17 protein-coding genes and 1 tRNA gene are annotated in these 15,077 nt (G+C 41.3%); 10 read left to right on the plus strand and 8 right to left on the minus strand.

From position 1 onward, the window contains the following. Positions 1-22: 22 nt before the first annotated feature. Together C5745_RS11495 and C5745_RS11500 are read right to left on the minus strand one after the other, a co-directional pair. Complete coding sequence (locus C5745_RS11495; RefSeq protein ID WP_243403323.1) at positions 23-1,090, minus strand: glycosyltransferase family 2 protein; 1,068 nt, start codon at positions 1,088-1,090, stop codon at positions 23-25. Beyond that, positions 1,051-1,917 carry a lysophospholipid acyltransferase family protein gene (locus C5745_RS11500; protein WP_105717160.1) on the minus strand — a complete coding sequence of 289 codons (867 nt, stop codon included), beginning with the start codon at positions 1,915-1,917 and terminating at the stop codon, positions 1,051-1,053. The genes C5745_RS11495 and C5745_RS11500 overlap by 40 nt, the downstream gene beginning before the upstream one ends. 144 nt (positions 1,918-2,061) lie before the next feature. On the opposite strand from C5745_RS11500, the gene C5745_RS11505 reads away from it, so the two are divergent. Genes C5745_RS11505 through C5745_RS11520 form a run of 4 tightly spaced genes read left to right on the plus strand, consistent with a single transcriptional unit; the run spans position 2,062 to position 5,920 of the window. Continuing rightward, a complete protein-coding gene (locus C5745_RS11505) occupies positions 2,062-2,670 on the plus strand; it encodes a WbqC family protein (RefSeq protein ID WP_105717161.1) in 609 nt (202 codons plus the stop codon). A gap of 59 nt (positions 2,671-2,729) precedes the next feature. Next, positions 2,730-3,392 (plus strand): hypothetical protein, encoded by a 663-nt coding sequence (locus tag C5745_RS11510; RefSeq protein ID WP_105717162.1) that lies wholly within the window; start codon positions 2,730-2,732, stop codon positions 3,390-3,392. Positions 3,393-3,395: 3 nt separating this feature from the next. After that, positions 3,396-5,051: an ABC1 kinase family protein gene (locus C5745_RS11515; protein ID WP_105717163.1), complete on the plus strand. Its 1,656-nt coding sequence runs from the start codon at positions 3,396-3,398 to the stop codon at positions 5,049-5,051. 56 nt (positions 5,052-5,107) lie between these two features. Next, positions 5,108-5,920 carry an alpha/beta hydrolase gene (locus tag C5745_RS11520; protein ID WP_105717164.1) on the plus strand — a complete coding sequence of 271 codons (813 nt, stop codon included), beginning with the start codon at positions 5,108-5,110 and terminating at the stop codon, positions 5,918-5,920. Here the strand turns inward: C5745_RS11520 and C5745_RS11525 are convergent. Continuing rightward, the gene (locus tag C5745_RS11525) at positions 5,900-6,496 is read right to left on the minus strand and encodes a sugar O-acetyltransferase (protein ID WP_105717325.1); all 597 of its coding nucleotides are present in this window, start codon (positions 6,494-6,496) and stop codon (positions 5,900-5,902) included. The genes C5745_RS11520 and C5745_RS11525 overlap by 21 nt on opposite strands. A 161-nt stretch (positions 6,497-6,657) precedes the next feature. On the opposite strand from C5745_RS11525, the gene C5745_RS11530 reads away from it, so the two are divergent. Next, complete coding sequence (locus tag C5745_RS11530) at positions 6,658-8,112, plus strand: aminoacyl-histidine dipeptidase (RefSeq protein WP_105717165.1); 1,455 nt, start codon at positions 6,658-6,660, stop codon at positions 8,110-8,112. Positions 8,113-8,149: 37 nt separating this feature from the next. Next, the gene (locus C5745_RS11535; RefSeq protein WP_105717166.1) at positions 8,150-8,938 is read left to right on the plus strand and encodes a patatin-like phospholipase family protein; all 789 of its coding nucleotides are present in this window, start codon (positions 8,150-8,152) and stop codon (positions 8,936-8,938) included. Here C5745_RS11535 and C5745_RS11540 read toward each other — a convergent pair. Then, positions 8,922-9,746, minus strand: coding sequence for an alpha/beta fold hydrolase (locus C5745_RS11540; RefSeq protein WP_105717167.1), 825 nt, complete (start codon positions 9,744-9,746; stop codon positions 8,922-8,924). The two genes, C5745_RS11535 and C5745_RS11540, sit on opposite strands and share 17 nt — an antisense overlap. A 166-nt stretch (positions 9,747-9,912) precedes the next feature. Here C5745_RS11540 and C5745_RS11545 point away from each other — a divergent pair. After that, positions 9,913-9,986: transfer RNA gene (locus C5745_RS11545), tRNA-Arg, on the plus strand. A gap of 39 nt (positions 9,987-10,025) precedes the next feature. Here C5745_RS11545 and C5745_RS11550 read toward each other — a convergent pair. From C5745_RS11550 to C5745_RS11565, 4 genes are all read right to left on the minus strand, one after another. Continuing rightward, positions 10,026-10,211, minus strand: a complete 186-nt coding sequence (locus tag C5745_RS11550) for a hypothetical protein (protein ID WP_105717168.1) — start codon at positions 10,209-10,211, stop codon at positions 10,026-10,028. Positions 10,212-10,347: 136 nt separating this feature from the next. Further along, positions 10,348-11,028, minus strand: coding sequence for an ABC transporter ATP-binding protein (locus C5745_RS11555; RefSeq protein ID WP_105717169.1), 681 nt, complete (start codon positions 11,026-11,028; stop codon positions 10,348-10,350). Next, positions 11,025-11,939, minus strand: coding sequence for a hypothetical protein (locus C5745_RS11560; protein ID WP_105717170.1), 915 nt, complete (start codon positions 11,937-11,939; stop codon positions 11,025-11,027). Before C5745_RS11560 ends, C5745_RS11555 begins: the two co-directional genes overlap by 4 nt. 18 nt (positions 11,940-11,957) lie before the next feature. Further along, the gene (locus C5745_RS11565; protein ID WP_133166341.1) at positions 11,958-13,187 is read right to left on the minus strand and encodes a hypothetical protein; all 1,230 of its coding nucleotides are present in this window, start codon (positions 13,185-13,187) and stop codon (positions 11,958-11,960) included. A gap of 322 nt (positions 13,188-13,509) precedes the next feature. Between C5745_RS11565 and C5745_RS11570 the strand changes: the two genes are divergently transcribed. The 3 genes from C5745_RS11570 (at position 13,510) to C5745_RS11580 (ending at position 15,039) form a co-directional block, all read left to right on the plus strand. Further along, a complete protein-coding gene (locus C5745_RS11570) occupies positions 13,510-13,704 on the plus strand; it encodes a hypothetical protein (protein ID WP_105717172.1) in 195 nt (64 codons plus the stop codon). Positions 13,705-13,840: 136 nt separating this feature from the next. Next, the gene (locus tag C5745_RS11575) at positions 13,841-14,173 is read left to right on the plus strand and encodes a hypothetical protein (RefSeq protein ID WP_165793077.1); all 333 of its coding nucleotides are present in this window, start codon (positions 13,841-13,843) and stop codon (positions 14,171-14,173) included. Positions 14,174-14,397: 224 nt separating this feature from the next. Then, positions 14,398-15,039, plus strand: a complete 642-nt coding sequence (locus C5745_RS11580; protein WP_105717174.1) for a fibronectin type III domain-containing protein — start codon at positions 14,398-14,400, stop codon at positions 15,037-15,039. The last annotated feature ends 38 nt before the right edge of the window (positions 15,040-15,077 follow it).

Below are 15,077 nucleotides of genomic sequence, written 5' to 3' on the forward strand. Positions count from 1 at the left end.
GGTGTATGCGCAAAATTAAACATTAATAAAAGTTCCTGCTTTTCAATTGGGAAAACTTCCGCAGTTTATTTATATAAAAATCCCAGATAATAGATTTTTTATACAACCCAGTCCGGTTTTCCTTTACAGGGTAGCGTTTTCTCTTTTTAGCATTCTTGAAGATATTAAGAAAAACGTACTGATGCGCTCTACTGATAGCCCAGGCGTCGCGCGGTTTGCCATCGACAAGAAACTTGATCAATGCTAATAGATCCAGCCATAGACGTGCAAAGATGATCCACCAACAAGCAAAAAAACCAGCATTTTTTTGTATCATCAGCAGGTTGTTGCGAAAGTTAAGATAAGTCTTTTTAGGGTTGCTGGTGTTCAATGTTCCGCCACCTACATGATATACGGTAGAGTCGGCAACGTAACCAATACGGTACCCCATTCGTTTAAGTCGCCAACATAAGTCAATTTCTTCCATGTGGGCAAAAAAATCATCGTCAAACCCGCCGGCTTCTTGCCATACGTCGGCGCGAATGAATAACGCCGCACCCGTTGCCCAGAAGATTTCCCGATTATCATCATATTGCTGTTGATCTGATTCCACCTGATGGAGCAACCTGCCTCGGCAGAATGGATATCCTAGCTTGTCGATGAATCCGCCCCCTGCTCCGGCATGTTCAAAGATTCCTTTATCATGATAGGCCAGAATTTTAGGCTGCGCGGCGACCATATTAGGTTCTGTTTCCAAATAGCGAATAACAGGTAATATCCAATTGGGTGTGACTTCGACGTCAGAATTTAACAGTATGTAATAATCAGCCTCGACGTGCTTTAATATTTCGTTATATCCGCCTGCGAAACCATAGTTTTTATCGTTTTTAATAATTTTGATAGAAGGATAAGTATCCTGTACAAAAGATACGGAGTCATCAATCGAACCGTTGTCGCCAACGACAAATTCGATATTAGGATAGGTGCTATTATATATATAAGGAAGGAATTTCTCTAGAAAAAACTTCCCGTTCCAGTTTAAGATAACAACGGCGACTTTGGGATAATGTGTCATATTCTGCGTTTTCTTTTCCAACGTCTGTGTGTCCATAGCCAGTATTCCGGCTGTTCTCTAATTATTTGTTCTGTAAAACGATTGTGTAGCTGTGTAATTTCATGTTCTTGATAATCGTCCGGATTCTCAACTAGCGTTGTGAATTTACAAAAGTAATGCCCCCGTTTTTTCTTTCGCCCAATATGGCAATAAACAATCGGGTTTTTAGTCAGTCGGGCGATTCGTTCTGCACCTGTATACACCAGTGTTTCTTGATTTAGAAACTCTATAAAATAATCAGAATCCTGATAAGTTGGCGTTTGATCCGCTACAAACACACTGGCGAAGGGCGCCCCGTTCAGCCGAATAATATGTCGTAAGATCTGTTTCATCGGTACCATCGTCGCTCCGAAACGGCTACGCAATCCATTATAAACCTCATTAAAATCCTTATCGTTAAGTGGTTTATAGACAATCAACCGCGGACAGTTCGTCAGGAGGGACAAACTGAATATACCCCATTCCCAATTCCCGTAATGTGCCGTTACGCCGATAACGCCTTTGTTCCGTTCTAAATGCTTATGCACCTCTTCCGGATTAAGAAGTTCGATGCGCCTTAGCACCTGTTCCGCCGACATTGTTCGCATTTTAATCGCCTCGACGACTAAATCCGGAAAAAAGCGATAGAACTTCTTTGCTAGTCGGTATCGCTCCTGATCCGATTTTTCAGGAAATGAATTTTTCAGGTTATCAAATACCACGTGCTTCCGATATCGAATAATATAGAAAAGAACATAATACAACGCGTCGGATATACCATACAATATCCAAAAAGGCAATAACGAGAGCATATATAGGAGTACGTCTATACTTTTTTTTCTCATCTCCAAAAATTTGCTTTCATGTGCGATGAAGCTATCTTTCTCATGAATACGGTCAATTCTAAATCTCCTCAACCCTAGTAAAGGGGCTATTTATAGAGAAAATTCCCTAAATAAGTTTATTTTTGCCTAAATTAGTTAAAATACATGGAATCACAGTTGCTTTTACCTGCTTTTTATTTACCTGCTGTCGGTTATTTTCATATCATTCAACAAAATGAGCAACCACTACTGATCGAACGATTCGAACACTATCCAAAACAAACCTATAGGACACGCGCAAAAATAGCAACTGCAAATGGCGTACTAGATCTTATCGTTCCTATTTTACATGGAAAGAAAGAGCACGTTCCTGTGAAAGATATTCGGATTAACTATGATTTTAACTGGCAACGTCTACATTGGCTTAGTTTGCAGACAGCATATCGTAGTTCGGCATATTTTGAATATTACGAAGACGATTTCTATCGATTTTATGAGAAAAGGCATGACTTTCTCCTAGATTTCAATATCGAACAGTTACAGCTCCTGCTGACATGCTTGAAAATAAATCGTTCCGTTACGTTTACACAAGCTTATACTTCCCGGATAGAACCCGTAGATTATCGGGACGCTATCCATCCCAAGAAACCTAGCCTATTGGAACGTCCGAAACCCTATTATCAGGTATTTGAGGATAAACATGGTTTCTTGCCCGATCTTAGCGTAGTTGATCTTCTATTTAATCACGGTCCGCAGAGTAAAAGTTATTTGTAGTTATATCGCGAAACATTTTGTTGGAGTCACTTGTTGTATAAAGGCAATACAATTATTTCATGAAAATATTTTTTTCACTTCTTGTGCTATGTGCGGGCTGTCTTATGTTATCTGCACAGACAGAAGTAGACAGTTTACACCACCGTAAGATTTACTATATGGGAGGGACAGGGCTATCTTTTCCGTTGGGAAAATCAAAGAACGTATTGGGAACAAAGCTATTTTCAGGGAGTGCTGGTCTCGATATTGCCTTAAAAGATAGCCGCTATTTTCTTAGTCCCACACTCTATATGTTGACCTTTCGTTACGATCAGCAAAAACACGATCCCAAATACAATTATATAATCGAGAATGGTCGAACTAATTTTTATATGCTTAGCCTAACGGCGGGAAGAAGACACCAATATAAGCGTCTGAATACCTTTGCCTACATTGGCCCCGTAGCGGGGTTAATTGTGGAGCCCAGAGGAAATATTGTTGCCGAAAAATTGCGGATGTCTAATAAAAATTCACTGACTGTTGCGGGAAAAGTAGGTATGGGAGCAGATTACAAATTTCCCGGTTTTTTCATTGGTGGAGAAATAGGTTATATGTATAATTTTAGAGAAATCGAGGGTAACCCTATACAGTTTCTGACGATAATGTTTGGACTAAAATCTGATATTACTCGTTTAAGTGAAAAAGTCACAGAGGTAATCGGTATCGAAACGTATAAAAATTAGCATATGTATGGTATTTACAAGTTTAAACGGATAGGTCATATTCTTCAGGTATTGTCTAAACACGGGTTGGAAGAGGTGGTGTCACGTTCGAACATCGACCGGATTATCCCAGACAGCTTCTTGTTATGGAATACCCATACGCGTCGGATTTTTGAGGACGATTTTAATGTTCGTGTGCGTGCCGCCATCGAAGAACTAGGTCCTACATTTATCAAACTTGGGCAACTTCTTAGCAACAGGGCGGATATCGTTCCCCGGGATTTAAGACAAGAACTGGTAAAATTACAGGACGAAGTACCTACGACGATTATCGATATAAAAATAAAACTTCAACAGGCCTTCGATATAAATGTCGACGAGCATTTTGACCATATTGATGAAATGCCCATAGCTGCTGCGTCTATTGCGCAAGTGTATCGTGCAGTGTTAAAAGATGGAACGGCAGTCGTTTTAAAGGTGAGACGAAAAGGAATAAGCGATATTGTTCATGCTGACTTAGATTTTATACGGGATTTGGTAAAGCTTCTACGCGACAAATACGAATTTATTCAGAAAATCAACCTTTACGAAGTCGTTCAATCATTTGCCAACTCTTTACTCAACGAACTGTCCTTTACAAATGAGTTAAATAACATCGAACGCTTTCGTCGAAATTTTAAGGGAAATCAAACCGTTTACGTACCTAAAACATTCCGGGCGTATTCCAACGATGAGATATTGTGTATGGAATACGTGGAAGGAATTAAAGTAAACGATATCAATGGCCTCGATTCTTTTGATATTTTGCCCCGAACTATTTTGCAGAATTGTTTGGACTTGTATTTGGAGCAAATACTGCAACATGGTTTCTTCCATGCCGACCCACACCCGGGAAACGTATTCGTTAATAAACAAGGACAGGTGGTATTTATAGATTTTGGTTCGATGGGGTTCATGATACCGCGTGATCGCGATATTATCGAGGCTATGGTCATTAATTTTTTAATGAATGATGCTAAGGGGCTTATTCGCAATGTTAAAAAGTTAGCGGTGGTTCACCATATCGAGGACGAACGTCAGCTGGAACGTGATGCTTTTGAAATTTTTCAGATGATCGAAGAAAATACGTTGGACGATATTGATATCGCTGTTATGTTCAGAAAACTAAATAAGATACTGCAATATAATAGCATTTTGCTTCCAGATTTTGTCTATGTCCTGTTACGCGGAATTTCTTTGCTAGAAGGTACCGGAAGGCAACTCGATGCACAACTTAATATTCCGCAAAGTATCAAACCATTTGCTGCAAAAATAGCAAAAGAGAAAACCTCGGCCGGTTATCTGAAAAAACAGCTTTTGGAAAAAAGTAAGTTTATAAAGGATGTACTAACGGAGGTGCCACAAGATTTGATTACCTTATTAGAAAAAACCAAATCGGATAAGTTGACACTGAATCATAAAATTCAAGATTTTGACCGCATGCAATTGATTTTTCATCGTATAGGAAATAAATTCTTACTTTCTATATTAGCTATGACATTCGGTGTAGGAGCAAGTATTTTAGCCCACGGCAGGGTAGGCTATTTGCTGTTGGGGGTTCCTATTCTATCTTGGCTCGGGTTTATAGCCAGCTTTGTGCTGTCTACTATACTAATAATATACCTGTTGCGTAGTAAATAGCCTTATTTTTTTATTCTCTAAGTTTTCTTAACTTCACATCTTTCAACACAAACATTATGAGACATTTCATCCTATTTTTCGCCTTGCTAGGGAGTGTGCGCATTGGTTACGCGCAGGAGATTCGTTATGAAACTATTGAAAATATTAGCTACGTTAATGAAGTTGCGTCGGACTATGCGAAGGAACAATGCAAACTGGATATACATTATCCGACATCGGGTGAGGATAAGCCTATCGTGCTTTGGTTTCACGGTGGAGGATTGACGGGTGGCAAAAAAGAAATTCCTACTTTCCTAAAAGAAAAAGAACTTGTGGTAGTCGGTGTAGGCTATCGACTGGCCCCGAATGTAAAGGTAGAGGATATTATCCGGGATGCGGCTAAAGCGACATCGTTTGTCGTTCGAAATGCTCACAGGTATCGAGGAGATACATCCAACATATTTATATCAGGACATTCCGCGGGAGGGTATCTGGCCTTGATGTTATCATTGAATAAAACATATCTTGAAGCCGAGGGATTCGACGCCGATAAATTGGCAGGGATAATTCCGTTCAGTGCACAAACCATCACACATTTTACTGCTCGTAAAGAACACGGAATAAAAGAAGAGCAACCGATAATTAACGAGCTGGCTCCTTTGTTTTGGGTGCGAAAAGATGCACCTCCCATCACGTTGCTGACCGGCGATCGTGAACTCGAGATGTTAGGTCGTTATGAAGAAAATGCGTATTTAAAACGTATGTTATCCCTGATCGGACACAAGCACGTAAAACTTCTGGAATTTCAAGGATATAACCATGGTATGGTGTATCCCGGACTCCCTGTTTTGGTAGAGGAGATAAATCGCTTAGTGAAAGAAAGGGGGTGAAAACATTTTATCCGTGTCGGTAATTTCCCGGATCACACGACATGGATTCCCTGCCGCAACAACGTTGTCTGGAATACCTTTAGTAACAACCGATCCTGAACCAATTACGGTATTCTTACCGATAGTAACGCCTGGATTTATGACCGCGTGTCCACCAATCCATACGTTGTCACCGATGGTGATAGGTTTTGCAAATTCCCAACCTGCTATACGAGGCTCGGGATGCACAGGGTGTCCGGCAGTGAAAAGCGACACATTGGGTCCTATCATTACGTTGTCGCCGATGATAACGGCGGCACAATCTAAAATGATTAAATTGTAGTTTGCGTAGAAATTATCACCTAAAAAAATATTATAACCATAATCACAACGGAACGGAGGTTCAATAAAAAAGCGGCTGGTAGTCTTGCCAAACAGTTTCTTTAGTATTTGATTTCGTGCTTTTATTTTGGATGGTTCAAGACTGTTATACTGAAAAAGTTGTTCCTTTGCGTATTGACGTTCGGCCATAAGTTCTTTTGCCGTTGCTTGGTAAAACTCACCCGCGATCATTTTTTCTTTTTCTGTTTTTTCCATTTTAATACGAAGGTAACTTTTTTTTCCAACCGTAACCGGTTCATAGAGAAAGAACACGATAATTATAGAACACCTTTTAATATGACTTTATTACAACATGATAATAATTGCGTATAAAATCAAATTTATCTAAGTTTGAAAGAAACAAGCAAACGACAAACATGATATTAGAACAGATAGAACCGAAGTCGGTATGGCAATATTTTGAAGCGTTAAACGCCGTCCCGCGGGCGTCTAAGAAAGAAGAGCAAGTCATTCAATTTATGTTGGATTTCGGGGCTCGTTTGGGACTGGAAACTATACAAGATAAAGTAGGTAACGTCATTATTCGGAAAGCGGCTACCATTGGAATGGAAGACCGCAAAACGGTTGTTTTACAATCTCATTTAGATATGGTTCACCAGAAGAACAACGATACCGATTTTGATTTTGACACACAGGGAATTTCGATGTGTATCGATGGTGATTGGGTGAAAGCGAAAGGCACTACATTGGGCGCGGATAACGGGGTTGGTGTAGCCGCCATAATGGCCGTTTTAGCATCTGAGTCCATTGCTCACCCCGCTATAGAGGCATTGTTTACCGTAGATGAAGAAACGGGAATGACCGGAGCAAAGGGGCTACAGGGCAACTTACTGAAAGGGGAAATTCTATTGAATCTCGATACAGAAGAAGACACCGAAATTGACATCGGCTGCGCCGGAGGAGTGGATGTTACGGCTCGTCGCACCTATATACCCGAACAAATTTCGAATGAGGTTGTCTTTTACACGTTAACGGTGAAAGGATTACACGGTGGACATTCGGGGATGGAAATTCACAAAGGTTTAGGCAATGCCAATAAAATCATCAATCGGTTATTGTATAGCTTGTTGCCATTGGACATCCGTTTAGCTAGTATCGATGGAGGTGGATTGCGTAATGCTATCCCGAGAGAGAGTGTGGCCGTTTTTGCTGCCGACGAAACGACAGATGACCTGCTTTTGTCGGTAGTAGAACAAGAGAGCGCAGCAATAAAGCAAGAATTTGCGACAGTGGACGACAAGCTCGAAATCACGTTGAAGCGTCGTGAAAAGTCTTCGACCGGCGTATTACCGATAGACATACAGACAAAATTAATTCAGACGCTCTATGCAGCACCAAACGGCGTCTATCGGATGAGTGCTGATTTCAATAATTTGGTGGAAACATCGAATAATATTGCACGCGTGAAAGTCGGCGGGGGAAAGATAACGGTTAAATGTTTGACACGTTCATCTGTTGAATCGGCTAAAGTTGATTTGGCGAACGCGATAAAGTGCTGTTTTGAGTTGATGGATGCTGAAGTTAGCTTTTCGGGCGATTATCCTGGCTGGACGCCCAATCCTACTTCTGAAATCCTTGACGTATTGAAATCAACCTATACGAACTTGTTTGGAGACGAACCCCATGTCGTGGCTTGTCATGCTGGGCTGGAATGCGGTATATTGGGAAGTCACTATCCCCAGATGGATATGATCTCGTTTGGTCCGACCATTTTAGGCGCTCATTCACCGCAAGAACGTGTATCGATACCTTCCGTGCAAAAATTCTGGCAATTCTTGCTGGAGATCCTGAAACAGATTCCGGTAAAGTAGGTCCAATTAAAGATAGGTTGGTACTAATGCGCGAACAATGATCTTAAAAGGACGAAAGAAAGTATCGTTGGTGCTTGGTGGCGGTGGAGCACGGGGCCTTGCCCATATCGGTGTCATCCGGTGGTTGGAAGAACAAGGCTTTGAGATTGATGAGATAGTCGGTTGTTCGATTGGTGCGCTCGTGGGTGGCGCCTACGCGACGCGACGCCTCCCGGAATTAACAGATTGGATGAAGACATTAACGCGAGCACAGCTATTTAAGCTTATGGATTTCTCCAATCCACGCTATGGTCTTCTAAAAGGCGAGCGTGTATTGCATACCCTGCACGAGGTGTTCGATGATGTCAATATCGAAGACTTAAGTATAGGTTATACCGCTGTTGCAACAGATTTAAAAAACGAACAAGAAGTCGTCTTTCAGAAGGGGAGTATCTATACCGCAATCCGTGCTTCTATTGCTATTCCCGGCGTATTTCGGGGTATCGCTCAGAACGATCAATTTTTAGTGGATGGGGGGGTATTAAATCCTTTGCCATTAAATTATGTGTCCCGAGACGGAAATCTGATTATCGCGGTCAGTTTGGATGGTATACCTATTAAAGACGAACCTACTGCGCCTACGAATTTTACGGCGAGGGCCCTATTGGTTGAATCCTATTACGCAATGCGCCGTCGATTGAGTTCGTTAATGCTGCAGCTTTATAAACCTGATTATGCGGTATGCATTCCCCATAACGCAGCCGAAATCTGGGAGTTCCATCGTTCTGCTGAGTTGATCGACGTAGGTTACGAATTGGCCCGCACGGTAATTAAATCCGAATCATAAACTCCTTTATCGCCGCATTAAATTCCGCTGGTGCTTCTAAATTGGGCAAATGTCCACATCTTGCTATTTCTATAAGCTGTGCCGTTGGAATAGCCTCTTCTAAGTCCTTCATATCCTGTAGGGAGGTTATCCTATCATCACTACCGCGAATCAGCAAGGCGGGAACGCTAATGTCTTTTAATATATCGCTTGTATCTGTTCTAGCGGCTAAGGCTAACAATGTCGAACAGATACTTCGTACACTGCTTCGACGAATAGCACTTTTAATATATTCAACTGCCTCCGGTCTTTCTAAGACACTATGCGGTGAAAATACGTTTTCTACAAAACCAATCGAAAACGGCCTACGGCCGTAGTTCAAGATAGCTTGTATACTATCAAATCTCTTTTGCTTCGCCACATTAGTATCGGCTTTACTATGCGTATCAGCCAAGATGAGGCCATTTATTTTCGCTGGAAATAGCTGATAGGCGCGTAAAGCGATATAGCCACCCATTGAAATACCACAGAACACGGCCTGTTCTATATCCAGTTTTTCCATGAACACCCGGAGATCCTTTGCGAAAACATCGATGGAAAAAAAACCGTGTCCACTAGTTGTTAAACCATGTCCGCGAATGTCTAACGCAATTGCTGTGATATCTTCTGATAGTGCTTCCAGCTGATTACGCCACATGTTCTTGTTAAACGGGAAGCCGTGTAAAAATATAATGGTTTTATTTGATGTTGTTGTCGTTTTTCTGATGAGATAGGAGATGCTGATGTCTCCGATTCGTATTTTGTTGCTCTTTATTAAGCGATCGGTCATGTGGTAAAAATTAATGTTTATGTAATTATTTTTTAATCAGCAATATACATACCACGACGCTATTTTGAGTGCTTTTTTTCGAAAATAATTTGGAAAAAAGGAAAAAGTGACGATATTTGCATCACCAAAAGCAACAATTAAATGTTGTTATCGACATAAAAAGTCTGCGCTTGTAGCTTAACTGGATAGAGCACCTGACTACGGATCAGGAGGTTAGGGGTTCGACTCCCTTCAAGCGCACTTTTTACTACCTAACTTGATACTACATTTCGAAATGCTTCATGCGGCATCCTTTGTGTTTTTAACTAGACCTATTCCCGAGAAGAAGAAAATCAACGAGATAACACCAATAACAGCGAGTGATATATAATCCGTATTTTGGTTAATCAGTTCGTAGCCTGTGTATATTAACCCGATAATACCCAAGATAGTTAATATAGTTCCAAATATTCGTTTTACATTCATGGTTATGCTTTTTAATATTTGAACAATATTGATGCCTGAAAGGTTTTTATCGCCAGACGATTAAATTTAAAATCTCGTCGTAACGTTCTCCAAAGCTGGCCCTGGTTTGTAGCGAACCGGGAAGTTTTTTACGCTTTTATAGCGAAAATATATCACCTAGGTTCTTATGCAATAACTCCTCCGTAATTTGACGTTTCAGTTCTGAGAAATTCTCTCTATTAGCAGCGGCACTAAACTTTCCGTTACTTAATAAGGTAATGGAATCACAAGTTTCGGCCAGCGAGCCAAAAATATGAGAAGATAGGATCACGGTCTTGCCTTTGGAACGTAATCGATGGATGATATCCGTTAGAATGAGGCTACTTTGAAAATCAAGACCATTATAGGGTTCATCCAGAATATACAAGCTGTTACCTTGCAACAGTACACCTAGAATACCCAGTTTCTTTTTCATGCCGGTGGAATAGCTGCTTACATACCGATCTAACGGAAGATCAAAAATATTTTGATCGTTGAGGTTCTGCGGTTTCTTATTGCGAGCCTCTATTAGCAAGGTGAGATATTCTTTACCTGTAATCTTAGGTAGAAAATAGATTTCCGAAGGGAGGTAGCCGACATATTCTTTAAGCGGATGCAGATCGGCGGAGATATGTCCATCATATTTTTCTAGCCCCGCCAAACAGCGAAAAAGAGTAGTCTTGCCGGCTCCGTTGGCACCCACAATTCCATAAACTTTCCCTGCGTGAAAATCCATTTGTAGGTCTTTTAAGACCTGGTGCTTTCCATAAGATTTATATAAGTTACGAATAGTAATCATAAATATTTTTCGAGATTTTGAACGGCTTTTTTATAATAATAGGGGTAGGCGACTACGACAAGTAAGGGCATCATGACGATTATTACACACGCTATAGCTTCCGTTATGCCAACAGGACGCGGATATGCAGCATATTTCATTAAAACAACCAATATGAGCAGTAATAATCCGCTAATCCAGCTAAGAATCGCCCAAAAGAACATCGAGGTACCAAAAAGGAGCAGCAATAGCACGAGTGGCATCACTATTATACTTAATTGCACACATCCCATATGTATTTTATTTTTAATAAAACCCGAAGCTGACCGTGCGTTATTCCATACAATATACTCATCTTCGATAATATCGTAAGCGCCCAACGCCATTAGCATGACAATCCCTAACAACACAAATGGAAGATTTATATTGCCATAATAGATACTTATGCAAGCGAGTGCGTAGCCGATAAGCAATAACAACCAAAGCCGGCGGAAAAAAATAACAAACTCAAATGCTGAACTCCGAAACGGGGTTGGCGTGCTCCGGATTTCCACCCGTCTAACTGAAATAACAGTGAATATTAAGCTAAGCGTAATTAGTAGTATCGTTAGTAACCACTCCCTTCCATAAATAGCGATGGGTATAAAGGGCGAAATGCAGGCTATATTTTCTCCGCATCTTGTGATTAAGAACTTTTGTCTTGTAAATATATTTTTGAGAAAATCTACTCTATTCGGATTGGTGAGTTTATATAGTAGGGAGATAGATACGTATCCAAGTAGCCAGGGAGTATACTGGGGGGCTCTTATCGTAATCGCAAATAGAAGAATGTATAATAGCCCGAAGAGTAAGAGACCAACTAGAAAAGGAAGCCCTATATCTTCTATCTGGCGTCGGAATACTTGATATTGCAACTGAAAGTAGTATTTCATTTCCCTGTTTTAAGACGGCTATTTTTTAGCTTGTATATTCTCTTCTGCTCCGAACAGATATTGGTAAATGACTTCGGGACTTTTAAGTTCGCCTCCGTTTTTGTTCAGTTCATCGGCATAATCCAAGATTGATTCACAGCCAGATTTGGTAAAAATATTTCTCAAATCGTGATCTCCCGAGATATCATAGGTAAGAAAGGCATGCATACGATCGAGCATGAGATATTTCGTGTCCAAACGCTCCAGCTGTGTCAATCTTTTCAATTTATTGCCTTCCGGTGTACCTTCGTTGGTTAGAAATAAGAAGGTTCGTATTAACCATTTATCCTCATGGAGGGAAACCACAAAATAGCCCACTTTGAAGGGGCCAATGTAACATTCCAACAGAACGTGTCCTTTTCTTACCACGGTTCGGGCCTGGCCCTGCGAGAACGTATAACCGAGAAAAGCTTGGACATAGCCTCGTCCAAATAACGCGCGTTCTTCAAAGCGGTCAAGCGCATGTTGTTGGGCGTACAGGGGCAATGCGATCTCGTCTTCGATATCTGTGATCCCTAGTTGGCTAGGTTTGATCATCAGCCAATCAAATTCGTCCATTTTAGTACTAGAAGGTATCCCCATACGAACCACCACCCGTTTCTTGCCATCCACTTCTTGTAATAGCGAACTGTGTTTCAGACGATAGATATGGATTTCATTCGTGCCCCCCAGTCTCTCGACCGCCATCTTATCAAAACGAAATCGCACGGTACCACGATAGAAATCATATAACTGCATATCATTCAGTCCCATAACCTGTAACACCTTTGTTTTCCAGGTGTCAAACCAAACGGTTGTCGTGAAATATGGCGCGAAAGCCTCGTGCAATTTGGAAAAACCTTTGATTCGGTTGCCTATACGATATTGTATGTAATGGATTAGGACAAGGACGTCGGTCAGGAAACGGGCGAAAGATATCTGTTCGTTTAGTAAGGTATCAACGTAATGTTCACTCAAAAGACTAGTCAGCGTCTGCTTATATGCGAAGAGCTCCTCCTCGTTCATCACACGTTTCCCCTGGGGAATGACTTTAATAGGGGGGTAGCGATGCACGTATAGCAATCGTAAACTACTTTCAGGCAGAAGCTCAAAGTACCCTTTACCCACCATCTTCTCACAGGTGGTCCGGAGCCGGTGGTAGAAAACCCGGCGGTGTGCCAGTTTCTTTTGGGTCAATGATGTTTTCCTTTTGCTGGATTTTGCCATCATTCATCGTTTTTCTATGAGTGCTTTAACGGTTTTGTGTATCCGTTAGGATATTATACAGCCTAAATATAGCAAAGTCTATGGAATTATCCTAGCGGAGGATGATCGGCTGATGGAAAAGCCGGCCTATTAGTATGCTATTCCAAGAATTCATTTTAGAGGGTAGGGAGCTAGCTTGGCAGTATCTCAAACGTTTATTTAGAAAGATATTTTCTCCTTCCTCGAAACAGGCCCAATCTTAATTATTGTTAAATTCTTCGTTTTTTTTGTTGTCTAACAATCATTTTTCGATATATTCGTTTTGTTATAAAGCTGAATTTGATTCATGAAGCCTTCGAGATTAGCTGTTTATGTTTCGGATTTACAACGCATGACCGGGCAAAGCGAACGCAATTGCCGAAGACTGCTCAACAAAATCCGTGATTTATTCGGACTGGAAAAGCGACAATATGTAACAATCTATCAAGCCTCAGAATATACGGGGATGCCGGTAGCGGACATGATTCGTTTCATGAAATAGCTTAAAAGCCACAAAAAACCGACCCTAGGCTGGCCGGTGCAGCAGAAAGACCGCAACCGCGATAACAGATAGTTGTCGCGGTTTTTTTGCAATGACTAGCTCTCCATTCCTCAACACGAACGATGCATTCGTCAACATGAATAGTCCATTCCTCAACACGAATGGCGCATTCGTCAACATGAATAGTCCTTTTCTCAACACGAACGACGCATTCGTCAACATGAATAGTCCTTTCCTCAACACGAATGGTGCAGTCGTCAACATGAATAGTCCTTTCCTCAACGCGAATGGTGCAGTCGTCAACATGAATAATCCTTTCCTCAACACGAACGATGCATTCGTCAACATGAATAGTCCTTTCTTCAACACGACTGACGCGGTTATCAATGCGAAAGGACTAAACAAATTGTCCAAAAGCACGCAAATCGGCCGATATATGCCAAATACGGTCAAATCCGGACAAATGTGACCAAATGGGTCATAAACGGACAAATCGGACAGGCCTCATTTTTTTGCTTTTTACATTTGAACCATACAGCCGCGCATGTGCTGTAAATAACAAATTGTAGGATGTAATAAAAATAAAAATGAGGATACTGAAACCACCATAGGAATGAGAACAATGGCAGAAGATGGAGCCAAGGGAAACATTAGCAGAAAAAATTAATATTATCAAATTTAAAAATAGTAAGAATGAAATACACAAGAGCATTAGGTGAAACGCCCAAAGGAACGGGCGACACTGAAATTTTAAGAAGAGCTGGAGCTGTTCTGGAGGCAATGATAGTCAATGAAGAAATCTTTCCTGATCCGTTGCCTTCTCTGGAAGCGTTGCAGGTAGCTAAGGACACTTACGAATCGAGACTGGCAATCTCGAGCAAAACACGAGGTTTGCAGGATATCAGTTTAAAAAATGAAGCAAAGGCTGCGTTAGCCTATACCTTGCAAAAACTAGCCTTCTATGTCAATACTGTAGCCGATGGTCATCTACCGACGCTTTATGCATCGGGATTCCGAATTACCTCGCCGGCGGTTAAAGGACAAGTTCCATATTCGCCTTCGTGGATAAAAGGTGGAGATGGCCACCTCAGCGGTTCGGTGAATGTGGATTTTCAAAAAGTGGACGGCAATAATGTAGCTTATGAATATTGTTATGCTGTGACAGATGATTTGGATGGTGTACCAGCGTGGGGTGATATTGTCCATACCCGGACGACCAGAAAAAACATCATTGATGGATTAGTCCCGAGAACAGTCCTGCACATTCGGGTGCGCGCGGTTAATGCCAACGGCGTAAGCGAGTGGACTCCACCGATTAAACACATCGTCCGATAAATATAAAATAGGAAGACGACACAAAGAGAAAAGCATCG

It is taken from the genome of Sphingobacterium haloxyli, from assembly GCF_002980525.1.
Classification (GTDB): Bacteria; Bacteroidota; Bacteroidia; order Sphingobacteriales; family Sphingobacteriaceae; genus Sphingobacterium; species Sphingobacterium haloxyli.

What these genes read in the sequence shown, in the direction of transcription:
- C5745_RS11495 (WP_243403323.1), bottom strand. Translation starts at nt 1,090, where the DNA reads ATGGACACACAGACGTTGGAAAAGAAAACGCAGAATATGACACATTAT.
- C5745_RS11540 (WP_105717167.1), bottom strand. Translation starts at nt 9,746, where the DNA reads ATGACCGATCGCTTAATAAAGAGCAACAAAATACGAATCGGAGACATC.
- C5745_RS11510 (WP_105717162.1), top strand. Translation starts at nt 2,730, where the DNA reads ATGAAAATATTTTTTTCACTTCTTGTGCTATGTGCGGGCTGTCTTATG.
- C5745_RS11500 (WP_105717160.1), bottom strand. Translation starts at nt 1,917, where the DNA reads ATGAGAAAAAAAAGTATAGACGTACTCCTATATATGCTCTCGTTATTG.
- C5745_RS11535 (WP_105717166.1), top strand. Translation starts at nt 8,150, where the DNA reads ATGATCTTAAAAGGACGAAAGAAAGTATCGTTGGTGCTTGGTGGCGGT.
- C5745_RS11565 (WP_133166341.1), bottom strand. Translation starts at nt 13,187, where the DNA reads ATGATGGCAAAATCCAGCAAAAGGAAAACATCATTGACCCAAAAGAAA.
- C5745_RS11580 (WP_105717174.1), top strand. Translation starts at nt 14,398, where the DNA reads ATGAAATACACAAGAGCATTAGGTGAAACGCCCAAAGGAACGGGCGAC.
- C5745_RS11525 (WP_105717325.1), bottom strand. Translation starts at nt 6,496, where the DNA reads ATGGAAAAAACAGAAAAAGAAAAAATGATCGCGGGTGAGTTTTACCAA.
- C5745_RS11515 (WP_105717163.1), top strand. Translation starts at nt 3,396, where the DNA reads ATGTATGGTATTTACAAGTTTAAACGGATAGGTCATATTCTTCAGGTA.
- C5745_RS11505 (WP_105717161.1), top strand. Translation starts at nt 2,062, where the DNA reads ATGGAATCACAGTTGCTTTTACCTGCTTTTTATTTACCTGCTGTCGGT.
- C5745_RS11570 (WP_105717172.1), top strand. Translation starts at nt 13,510, where the DNA reads ATGAAGCCTTCGAGATTAGCTGTTTATGTTTCGGATTTACAACGCATG.
- C5745_RS11550 (WP_105717168.1), bottom strand. Translation starts at nt 10,211, where the DNA reads ATGAATGTAAAACGAATATTTGGAACTATATTAACTATCTTGGGTATT.
- C5745_RS11555 (WP_105717169.1), bottom strand. Translation starts at nt 11,028, where the DNA reads ATGATTACTATTCGTAACTTATATAAATCTTATGGAAAGCACCAGGTC.
- C5745_RS11520 (WP_105717164.1), top strand. Translation starts at nt 5,108, where the DNA reads ATGAGACATTTCATCCTATTTTTCGCCTTGCTAGGGAGTGTGCGCATT.
- C5745_RS11530 (WP_105717165.1), top strand. Translation starts at nt 6,658, where the DNA reads ATGATATTAGAACAGATAGAACCGAAGTCGGTATGGCAATATTTTGAA.
- C5745_RS11575 (WP_165793077.1), top strand. Translation starts at nt 13,841, where the DNA reads ATGAATAGTCCATTCCTCAACACGAATGGCGCATTCGTCAACATGAAT.
- C5745_RS11560 (WP_105717170.1), bottom strand. Translation starts at nt 11,939, where the DNA reads ATGAAATACTACTTTCAGTTGCAATATCAAGTATTCCGACGCCAGATA.